Source organism: Nocardioides sp. (assembly GCF_036503465.1).
GTDB lineage: Bacteria > Actinomycetota > Actinomycetes > Propionibacteriales > Nocardioidaceae > Nocardioides.
Map to the genome: position 1 here is coordinate 1 of NZ_DASXWU010000099.1, position 10624 is coordinate 10624.

Annotated in this window: 10 protein-coding genes; 8 read left to right on the forward strand and 2 right to left on the reverse strand. The window is 72.0% G+C overall.

Features of this window, described 5'->3' with window-relative positions:
- Positions 1–1043 (forward strand): NAD(P)-dependent oxidoreductase (locus tag VGK78_RS18635; RefSeq protein WP_331529233.1); only part of this gene is annotated, 1043 nt, incomplete at its 5' end.
- Between the two features lie 10 nt (positions 1044–1053).
- Here VGK78_RS18635 and VGK78_RS18640 read toward each other — a convergent pair.
- A complete protein-coding gene (locus VGK78_RS18640) occupies positions 1054–2505 on the reverse strand; it encodes a PLP-dependent aminotransferase family protein (RefSeq protein ID WP_331529234.1) in 1452 nt (483 codons plus the stop codon).
- 62 nt (positions 2506–2567) lie between these two features.
- Between VGK78_RS18640 and VGK78_RS18645 the strand changes: the two genes are divergently transcribed.
- The gene (locus VGK78_RS18645; RefSeq protein WP_331529235.1) at positions 2568–3251 is read left to right on the forward strand and encodes a hypothetical protein; all 684 of its coding nucleotides are present in this window, start codon (positions 2568–2570) and stop codon (positions 3249–3251) included.
- Between the two features lie 30 nt (positions 3252–3281).
- On the opposite strand, the gene VGK78_RS18650 is transcribed toward VGK78_RS18645, so the two are convergent.
- The gene (locus VGK78_RS18650) at positions 3282–3851 is read right to left on the reverse strand and encodes an O-methyltransferase (RefSeq protein WP_331529236.1); all 570 of its coding nucleotides are present in this window, start codon (positions 3849–3851) and stop codon (positions 3282–3284) included.
- Positions 3852–4240: 389 nt separating this feature from the next.
- Here VGK78_RS18650 and VGK78_RS18655 point away from each other — a divergent pair, with 389 nt between their 5' ends.
- The 6 genes from VGK78_RS18655 to VGK78_RS18680 form a co-directional block, all read left to right on the forward strand.
- Positions 4241–4393: a hypothetical protein gene (locus VGK78_RS18655; RefSeq protein WP_331529237.1), complete on the forward strand. Its 153-nt coding sequence runs from the start codon at positions 4241–4243 to the stop codon at positions 4391–4393.
- A gap of 9 nt (positions 4394–4402) precedes the next feature.
- On the forward strand, positions 4403–5476 hold the full coding sequence (locus VGK78_RS18660) for a 3-isopropylmalate dehydrogenase (RefSeq protein WP_331529238.1): 1074 nt from the start codon (positions 4403–4405) through the stop codon (positions 5474–5476).
- A 117-nt stretch (positions 5477–5593) separates the two neighbouring features.
- Complete coding sequence (locus tag VGK78_RS18665; RefSeq protein ID WP_331529239.1) at positions 5594–6670, forward strand: branched-chain amino acid aminotransferase; 1077 nt, start codon at positions 5594–5596, stop codon at positions 6668–6670.
- 72 nt (positions 6671–6742) lie between these two features.
- The gene (locus VGK78_RS18670; protein ID WP_331529240.1) at positions 6743–8353 is read left to right on the forward strand and encodes a serine/threonine-protein kinase; all 1611 of its coding nucleotides are present in this window, start codon (positions 6743–6745) and stop codon (positions 8351–8353) included.
- 265 nt (positions 8354–8618) lie between these two features.
- Entirely contained in the window at positions 8619–10232 is a 1614-nt protein-coding gene (cimA, locus tag VGK78_RS18675; protein ID WP_331529242.1) for a citramalate synthase, read from the forward strand.
- Between the two features lie 30 nt (positions 10233–10262).
- On the forward strand, positions 10263–10624 hold a 362-nt coding region (locus tag VGK78_RS18680; RefSeq protein ID WP_331529244.1), incomplete at its 3' end, for an amidase family protein.

Here is a 10624-nt window from a genome sequence, read left to right on the forward strand (position 1 = left end):
ATGGGCGTCCGGCTGGTCGATCTCGACACCTGCTCGCCGAGTCGGACTTCATCAGCGTCCACCTGCCCCGGACCCCGGAGACCCTCGGGTTGATCGGCACCGACGAGCTGGCCCGGGTGAAGCCGTCCCTGGTGCTCGTCAACGCCGCCCGCGGCGGCATCGTCGACGAGGGAGCCCTGTACGCCGCGCTCAAGGAGGGCCGGATCGCCGCGGCCGGGGTCGACGTCTACGGCCACGAGCCCTGCATCGACAGCCCGCTGTTCGAGCTGGAGAACGTCGTCGCGACGCCGCACCTCGGCGCCTCGACGGACGAGGCCCAGGAGAAGGCCGGCATCGCGGTCGCCAAGTCGGTGCGTCTGGCGCTGAGCGGCGAGCTGGTCCCCGACGCCGTCAACGTCCAGGGCGGTGTCATCGCCGAGGACGTCCGGCCCGGCATCCCCCTCACCGAGAAGCTCGGTCGCGTCTTCACCGCGCTGGCCGGCGAGGTCGCCCAGCAGGTCGACGTCGAGGTCCGTGGCGAGATCACCGAGTACGACGTCAAGGTGCTCGAGCTGGCCGCGCTCAAGGGCGTCTTCAGCGACGTCGTCGAGGACCCGGTCACCTACGTCAACGCGCCCCTGCTCGCGGCTGAGCGGGGCACCGCCGTACGCCTCGTCGCCGAGACGGAGAGTCCCGACCACCGCAACCTGATCACGATCCGGGGCACTCTCGCCGACGGGTCGCAGGTCTCCGTCGGAGGCACCCTGGTCGGCATCGCGCAGCGCGAGCGGCTGGTGTCCATCAACGACTTCCCGGTCGACCTCGAGCCCACCGACCACCTCGCCTTCTTCACCTACGCCGACCGACCGGGCATGGTCGGAACGGTCGGGCGCATCCTCGGCGAGGCCAACGTCAACATCGCCGGCATGCAGGTCTCCCGCGACGCCAAGGGCGGCCATGCCCTCGTTGCGCTGTCGGTCGACTCGGCGATCCCGGCCGAGGCGCTCGCCGAGATCGAGCAGGCGATCGACGCCACCACGCTGCGGGCCGTCGACCTCGTCTAGGGCACCCCGGCTACGCCACCATCACCCGGGCTCGTCCCGCGTCGCGACGGGTGGGTCCGCTGGCGACCGCGACCCACGCCTCGGCGAGCCGGTCGACGGCGTCCCGGAGGTCTCCCTCGGGGCGGGTGTACGGGACTCGGAGGAAGGAGTCGAAGCCACCGTCGACGCCGAACACCGGACCGGGCGAGACGACGACGCCGCGTCGTTCCGCCTCGGCGGCCAGGGCGACCGCGACGCCGCGGCGACCGCGCGCGGGCAGCTCGCACCACAGCGAGAGGCCGCCCCGTGGCAGCCGGAAGCGCCACTCAGGCAGCTGCTCGCTGACGGCGGCGGCGAGGGCGTCCCGCTGGGTGCGCAGCCGGGCGCGGGTGGCCGTCCAGTGCTCCTCTCGGCGCTCGAGCAGGCGTGCGGTGACGAGCTGTTCGTAGACCGGCGAGCCGAGGTCGAGCGCGACGCGGGCCGCGACCAGTCGCTCGACGACCTCGGCCGGGCACCGGACCCAGCCGACGCGCAGACCGCCCCAGAGGCTCTTGCTCGCGCTGCCGAGGGTGATCGTGGTCTCCGGCGCGTACGCCGCGAACGGGTGCGGCATCGGGCGCCCGTCGAGCCGCAGCTGCGCGTGGGACTCGTCGACCACCGCCACCGTCCCGCCTCGCCGCAGCAACGCGGCGTACTGCTCGCGCTGGGCGTTGCTCATCAGGTTGCCGGTGGGGTTCTGGAAGTCGGGGATCAGGTAGGCCAGCCGCGGCCGCACCTCCTTCACCATCCGGCCGATCGCGTCGAGGTCCCAGCCGTCCACGTCCATCGGCACGCCGACGTGCCGGGCGCCGGCCCGGGCCAGCGCCGCCTGCGCGTTGGGATAGCCGGGCGACTCCACCAGCACCGGGTCGCGAGGGCCCACCAGGGCCTGGGCCACGATCATCAACGCGGAGAGGGCACCCGGGACGACGAGGATCTGCTCCGGCTCGGTCGGGAGCCCACGATCGGCGTACGTCGCGGCGATGGCGGCCTGCAGGCAGGGGAGCCCGGTGGGGAAGTAGCCGTGGCCGCCGAGGTACAGGGGCAGGTCCTGGGCGGCCTCGGCGAATGCCGCGGCGAGCCCGGAGCAGGCCGACGGTGCCGCGCAGCTCAGGTCGACCACGTCCTCGTCCCCGGCGTACGGGGTCAACGTCCGGTCCAGCGCCTGGCGGCGGCCACCGGGGAACCGCGTGTAGGTCCCCGAACCCTGCCGCGCCGCGGCGAAGCCGCTGTCGACCAGCAACGCATAGGCCCGGGTGACGGTCGTGCGCGAGACGCCGAGCGCCACGCTGAGGTCGCGCTCGCTCGGGAGTCGGAGATCGGCGTTGACGCGACCGTCACCGATCAGCAGGCGCAGCTCGTCGGCCAGCCCGGCGTAGGCCGGACTGCGGTCGAAGCCGCCGACCAGCGACGCGAGTCGTGGGGCGGCAATGGATCCGGGCATGCAGTCCACTGTAGTTCAATTGGCTATTGAGGAGTAGTCCAATCGTGGTCATCCTGGATGTCGTGACGACCGCGGCACCTCCGCGCATCGAGCTCAGTGAGCTGGGCCCGATCGCCCAGCTGCGCTCGGGACGGCTGGTCAGACGGCTGGTCCAGCTGTACGCCGGGCTGCTGCTCTACGGCTTCGCGATCGCCCTGATGGTGCGCGGGCACCTCGGCCTGGCCCCCTGGGACGTGCTGCACTCCGGTCTCACGAAGCACTTCCCGATCGACATCGGTCAGGCGCTGGTGATCGTCAGCTTCGTGGTGATGCTGGCGTGGGTGCCCTTGCGGGAGATCCCCGGCGTCGGCACGATCTCCAACGCGATCGTGATCGGGCTGTCCACCGACGCGTTCCTGGCGGTGCTCCCCACGCCTCACGAGCTCGGCGTGCGAGCCGGTCTGCTGGTGGGCGGCATCGTCCTGCAGGGCGTGGCCACCGCGGCGTACATCGGCGCGCAGCTCGGACGCGGCCCCCGCGACGGCCTGATGACCGGACTGGCCCGGCGTACCGGCCGGTCGCTGCGCCTGGTGCGCACGCTGATGGAGCTGACCGTGGTGGCGATCGGCCTGCTGCTCGGTGGCGTCGCGGGTGTCGGGACCATCCTGTACGCCGTCTCGATCGGTCCGCTCAGCCAGGCGCTCCTGCCACCGTTGCTGGTGCAGACCGGCAACCCGTCGGATCGTCCGCTCGAGAAGAACCTCTAGCTTCCACTCCCGCGGTCGACCCGAGCCGGTTCAGCGCTTGGTGGCGATCAGGGCAGACGTGTCCGGGGCGACCAGCACCTCGACCGCTGCGAACCGGTCGTCGCTGAGCCACTCCTCGCGGAGCGTGTCGACCCGGCCGTCGAAGATCGGCGGCCACGACTGGCAGGGAGTGAAGTCGTCGAGGACGACGATGCCGCCGTCGTCCAGGAGCTCCACGACCTTGTCCGGGCTCGACGCCGAGGGCTTGCCGGAGTCGAGGAACAGCAGCGAGAAGGGGCCGCGGTCGAGCATCGTCGCCCAGTCGGCGGCGAGGACCTCGACCTGGGTGTCGTCGTCGAAGATCTCGGCTGCGGCCTCGGCCAGTGCCGGGTCGAGCTCGGCGGTGAGGATGCGGGTCTGCGGCCCGCGCAGACCCGAACGCAGCCACGCGGTGCCGACACCGCAGCCGGTCCCGAACTCCGCCATCGTCCCCTCGCGCGTGGCCGCCAGCGCGGCCAGCAGGCGGCCCGTCTCGTTGCGGCAGAACGAGACGTAGCCGGCACGGCGCGAGACGTCGAACGCGCGGGTGACGATCTCGGGCAGCTCCGGGGGCGCACTCATCGGTCTCTCCTCCTCACCCGTCGAGTCTCTCATCCCGGTATCGACGTCTCGCATCGTGAACGGGTCGGGCAATTCGGCTGCGGGGGCGGGGCGCGCGCCGTACGGTAGCCACACCATGCGGAGCGTGTTCGTACTCATCGGCTGCCGCGGCGGGTCCTGACAGACGGGACCGACTCGCCGCGGTGTTCGGCGTTGCGCCCCGGTCCTGTCACCCGACGAACCGCCCCGGGCGGATCCGCACAGGAACTCTTCTCTCGCGCGATCCGCGACCCGAGCTCTTGATCCTCCTTCGTGCGACCCACGACCCGGATCCGCCGGCTCCGCCACGAGGCGGCTCGTCGTCCCAGATCACTTCCGATCCACTCATCGAACGAGACGAGGAGCTTTTCGTGTACGACATGTACCCCGACAGCTGGGGTCCTGCGAAGAACCGGCCGTCGTACGACGCGCCGTACCAGTCCGAGAGCGCGCCGAGCCGCGAGGCCCTGCAGGCGTCGCTCGACCTACGGGACAACGGCGGTCAGCGGCCGGACGACAACTAGGGTCGCCGCATGACCGCAGCTCCGACGCCCGACGCCCCGGACACCTCGATCCAGGTGGCAGTGATCGGCGGCGACGGCATCGGGCCCGAGGTGACCGCCGAGGCCGTGAAGGTGCTCGAGGCGGCCGCCCCGGTGAAGATCGAGCAGACCCGGTACGACCTGGGAGCCGAGCGCTACCTCGCCACGGGGGAGGTGCTGCCGGACTCCGTGCTCGACGAGATCCGCGGACACGACGCGATCCTGCTGGGAGCGGTCGGGGGCAAGCCGGGCGATCCCCGGCTCCCCGCCGGGATCCTGGAACGAGGTCTGCTCCTCCGGTTGCGCTTCGAGCTCGACCACTACGTCAACCTGCGGCCGTCGCGGACCTACCCGGGCGTCCCGACACCGCTCGCCGACCCGGGCGACGTCGACTTCGTCGTCGTCCGCGAGGGCACCGAGGGCCCCTACACCGGCAACGGCGGCCGCCTCCGTGCGAACACGCCGGCCGAGGTGGCGACCGAGGTCAGCCTGAACACGGCGTACGGCGTGGAGCGGGTCGTCCGTGACGCCTTCGCTCGCGCGGCGCGCCGACCGCGGCGGAAGCTCACCCTCGTGCACAAGACGAACGTGCTGGTCCACGCGGGCTCGCTCTGGTCGCGGGTCGTGGACGCGGTGGGCGCGGACTTCCCGGACGTGACCGTCGACTACCTGCACGTCGACGCGGCCACGATCTTCCTGACCACTGACCCGGCCCGGTTCGACGTCATCGTCACCGACAACCTCTTCGGCGACATCATCACCGACCTCGCCGCAGCCGTGACCGGCGGGATCGGTCTCGCGGCCTCGGGCAACCTCAACCCGGACCGGACGACTCCCTCGATGTTCGAGCCGGTGCACGGCTCGGCTCCCGACATCGCCGGGCAGGGCCTCGCCGACCCGACCGCGGCGATCCTCTCCGCCGGACTCCTGCTCGCCCACCTCGGTCACGCCGACGCCGCCCGCGCCGTCGACGCCGCCGTCGTGGCCGACCTCGCCGACCGAGTACCCGGGGCCACCCGGCGTACGTCGGAGATCGGCGACGCCATCGCCGGCAGTCTGGGGTAGCGGGCGGGTTCCCCGGTGGACCGGGGAACCCTGACGTTCGCGGGTGAAGCGTTGCCCCAGAACGTCATGGATCGGCCGAGAACCTCAGGCATGGAACGGTGGACTAACGTGCGTCCCATGGAGATCAGCACCACCCTGACGACCGAGCCGGTCGCCGACGAGCGGCTTGCCGAGATCCTGGCCAACCCCGGGTTCGGCTCTCACTTCACCGACCACATGTTCACGGTGCGGTGGAACCCGTCAGACGGTTGGCACGGTCCCGAGATCACGCCGTACGGCCCGCTGACGCTCGACCCGGCGACCGCGGTCTTCCACTACGCGCAGGAGATCTTCGAGGGACTCAAGGCCTACCGGCACGACGACGGCAGCGTCTGGATGTTCCGCCCCGAGGCGAACGCCGAGCGGATGGCGCGCTCCAGCCGGCGGCTGGCTCTGCCCGAGCTGCCACCCGCGGACTTCGTCCAGGCGGTAGAAGAGTTCGTCCGCGTCGACCAGCGCTGGGTGCCGGACGCCGCGGGGGAGAAGAGCCTCTACGTGCGGCCCTTCATGATCGCGACCGACCGCTTCCTCGGCGTGCGACCGGCCGAGCACGTCACGTTCCTGGTGATCGCGAGCCCGGCCGGCGCGTACTTCAAGCGGGGGCCGATGCCGGTGACGCTCTGGCTCACCACCGACTACACCCGGGCCGGACGGGGCGGCATGGGGGCCGCCAAGACCGGTGGCAACTACGCCTCCTCCCTCGTCGCCCAGCAGGAGGCGACCGCCCACGGCTGCGACCAGGTGGTCTTCCTCGACGCCCAGGAGCTGACCTATGTCGAGGAGCTCGGCGGCATGAACATGTACTTCGTGTACGCCGACGGCCGCATCGTGACCCCCGAGCTCGGCACCATCCTCGAGGGCATCACGCGTTCCAGCATCATCGAGCTGGCCGGGAAGATGGGGCACCAGGTCGAGGAGCGGAAGATCTCGATCGACGAGTGGCGCGACGGCGTCACCAGCGGCGAGATCAGCGAGGTCTTCGCCTGCGGCACCGCCGCCGTCGTGACCCCGGTCGGCTCTCTCAAGTGGGACGGCGGGGAGACCCCGGAGGTCTCCGAGGCAGGCCAGGTCACGATGGCGATCCGGCAGGCCCTGGTCGACATCCAGTACGGCCGCGCGGACGACACCTTCGGCTGGATGCACCGCATCTGCTGAAGCCCCACCGCGGTCGCGCGGCGCCACCGCGCATCACGGGTCCGCTGCGGTCCGGCCGGTACCGTGTGGAGCGTGTCCGTGCAGCCGACACCCGCGCGCATGGTGGGGGAGTACACCCTGCTCGCGCGCCTCGGCGAGGGTGGGATGGGGGTCGTCCACCTGGCTCGCAAGGGAGACGGGCCGCGGGTCGCGCTGAAGGTCCTGCGGCCCCACATCGTGGGTGACGACGAGGCGCGCCGCCGTCTGGCTCGGGAGGTGAGCTCGCTCGAGCGCATCCGCAGCCGCTGGGTCGCCGAGATCGTCGACGCCGACCCGTGGGCGCCCACGCCGTACGTCGCCACCCGCTACGTGCCCGGCCTGAGCCTGCACGACCACGTGCCGCAGGAGGGACCGATCACCGGCTCCGACCTGGACTGGTTCGCCCGCTGCCTGGCCCAGGGCGTCGCGAGCGTGCACGCCGTCGGGGTGCTCCACCGCGACGTCAAGCCCTCGAACGTGCTGCTCGAGGGCCGCACCCCGATCCTGATCGACTTCGGCCTGGCTCGCGTCGCCGACGACCCGAAGCTCACCCACACCGGCTGGCTGCTCGGCACCCCGGGCTACCTCGCACCGGAGATCCTGTACGGCGACGACGCCACCACCGCCTCCGACGTGCACTCGTGGGCGGCGACCGTCGCGTTCGCCGGGACCGGTCATCCGCCGTACGGGCGCGGCCCCTCGATGGCGATCATGGACCGGGTACGCCGAGGCGAGCACGACCTCGGCGGCCTGCCCGCCGAGCTGCGTGGCGTCGTGGCCGCCGCCCTCGTCCCGGACCCCGGCCGCCGGCCCAGCATCTCCGAGATCATCTCCGTCCTCGGCGGTGGCGTTGCCGCCACGTCCCCCCGGGCCACGTCGGCCGAGGATCCCTTCACCCTCCCGCTCGCCATCGCCGCGCACGAGGGAGCGGCGGCGCCGACCGAGGTGTCGCGGTCCGCTCCGGCGTACCGCGACGAGCCTTACGACCAGACCCGGGACCCGGCGTACGACGAGCGCTCACGCACCCTCCACCTGCGCACCGAGCAAGGCGAGGACGGCGATCCCGACGACCTGCCGGTGGACCTCGAGCCGGTTCCGCAGCGCGACGGTGCATCGGTCGTGCTCCGCCGGATGCTGACCGTGGGTGCCCTCGCCGTCGCGATGGGCGCGGTGGTGGCGCTCCGCCCGTACTGGGCGCTCGTCCTGCTGCTCGCGGTCTCCTGGCTGCTGCGCACCTGCACGATGACGGTCACCGCCCACGGGGATCGCAGAAGGCTCCGGGGCGCCAGGTGGTACGACGTGCTGGTGGCGCCGCTCTCGGCGCCGTGGTACCTCGTGGCTGCTCTGCCCGGAGCTCTCCTGCTCGGGCTGTGGGCGTTGGGTATCGGCGTCGCCGGGCTCCTCCTCTGCTACGCCGCCGGCCTGTCGACGGCGACCACACTGTGGGTCACCGGGATCTGTGTCGAGGCCGGGCTGTGGGTCGGCCCCGGCGCCGGCCATCTGCGGTGGCCGGTGCGCGTCGTCGCGCACGCCGTCGCCCGGCGTACCGGGAGATGGGCGGTGCTGACCGTGCTGCTCCTGGCCGTCGCCGGCTTCGCCGGTCACCAGGCCTCCCTGGAGGTCGGCTGGTCGCCGTTCGGGAAGCCGCCGCTCGTGGGCCGCTGAGCGGAATCCGACCGATCGGCTGTCGTGCGGGGGCCTCGTCGTTCTCTAGCGTGAGAGCCGAGCCCCCCGGCTCCGGTCGGCCGGATCCTGAGATCCGCCGACCGGGCGTCCCCGGAGATGCGACCATGGTCGGGTCATGAGCCACCTGAGCAGCACCATCATCATCACCTAGCGCGTCGAGCCCTCTCGACGCGCAGACCTCTCGTCCCGACGGGGGGTCTTTTTGTTTCCCACGAACCCCACGAGGACCAGCGAAGAGGCACCGATGGACACCGGCCGGAGCACGAGCAGCGCCTTCCACGTCTACGACACCACGCTGCGCGACGGCGCGCAGCAGGAGGGGCTGAACCTCTCCGTCACGGACAAGCTGACCATCGCGCGTCAGCTCGACGAGCTGGGCGTGGGCTTCATCGAGGGCGGGTGGCCGGGGGCGAACCCGAAAGACACCGAGTTCTTCGCGCGCGCCCGCGACGAGCTCGACCTGCGCCACGCCTGCCTCACGGCCTTCGGCGCGACCCGGCGCGCCGGCGTACGCGCGGCGGACGACCCGCTGGTGGGCGCGCTGCGGGACAGCGGCGCGTCGGTGGTCACCCTGGTCGCGAAGTCCCACCCCCGTCACGTCGAGCTCGCGCTGCGCACCACGCTCGCCGAGAACCTCGAGATGGTCCGCGACACGGTCAGCCACCTGGTCGGGGAGGGACAGGAGGTCTTCCTCGACGCCGAGCACTTCTTCGACGGCTACCGGCTCGACCGTGGCTATGCGCTCGAGGTGCTCCGCACGGCGTACGACGCGGGTGCCGAGGTCGTCGCGCTGTGCGACACCAACGGCGGGATGCTGCCGGGCTGGGTCGCCGACGTCGTTCACGACGTCGTGTCCGTCACATCAGGGACCTCGGGCCGGGTGGGCATCCACTGCCACAACGACACCGGCTGCGCGGTCGCGAACACGCTGGCCGCGGTGGAGGCCGGCGCGACTCACGTGCAGGGCACGATCAACGGGTACGGCGAGCGCACCGGCAACGCCGACCTGGTCGCAGTGGTCGCGAACCTCCAGCTGAAGCTGCACCGGCCGGTGCTCCCGGACGGGCTGCTCGGCGAGGCCACCCGGATCGCGCACGCGGTGGCCGAGGTCACCAACGTGCCGCCGGCTTCCCGCCAGCCGTACGTCGGGGGCTCGGCGTTCGCACACAAGGCGGGCCTGCACGCGAGCGCGATCAAGGTCGACCCGGACCTGTACCAGCACATGGACCCGGTCGGTGTCGGCAACGACATGCGGCTCCTGGTCAGCGACATGGCCGGCCGCGCCTCGATCGAGCTCAAGGGACGCGAGCTCGGCTACGACCTGTCCGGCGACCGGGGGCTCGTCGACCGGGTGACCGCACGGGTCAAGGAGATGGAGGCACGCGGCTACACGTTCGAGGCGGCCGACGCCTCGTTCGAGCTGCTGCTGGCCGAGGAGGCCGACGGCCGGCGCCCGACGTACCTCACCGTCGAGTCGTGGCGGGTCATCACCGAGACGCTGACCCACGCCCGGCCCGAGGACGAGGCCGTCTCGGAGGCGACCGTGAAGCTGGTCGCCGAGGGCGTGCGGTACGTCGAGACCGGCGAGGGCAACGGGCCGGTCAACGCGCTCGACCAGGCCCTGCGGCAGGCGCTCGTGCGGGCGTTCCCGGAGGTCGCGAAGTTCGAGCTGATCGACTACAAGGTGCGGATCCTCGACCAGGGCCACGGCACCGACGCGATCACCCGGGTGCTGATCGAGACCTCCGACGGCGAGTCGTCGTGGTGGACGGTCGGGGTCGGGGCCAACGTGATCGAGGCGTCGTGGGAGGCGCTGCTCGACGGCCTCACCTTCGGTCTGCGCCGGGCGCGCCGCTGAGCCGCCGGCCCCGCGGCGAGCGTCGGGCGGGTGAGCGAGCCCCACGACCTGACCGCGCTCGAGCAGGGGGACGCCGTACGCCGTGGTGAGGTGTCGCCGCGGGAGCTCGCCGAGCACTACGTCGCGCGGGCGGACGACGTGGGTGCCTTCGTCACCCACACCACCGAGCTCGCGCTGGAGCGCGCCGACTCGCTCCTGCCGGTGCCCGAGGAGGCCGGCCCGCTGTACGGCGTACCCACGGCGATCAAGGACCTCAACCTGACCGCCGGGGTGCGCACCACCTTCGGCTCGGCCGCCTTCGCCGACTACGTGCCCGACGTCTCCGACGCGGTGACCCTGGCGATCGAGGCAGCCGGCATGGTCAGCCTCGGCAAGACCAACACCCCCGAGTT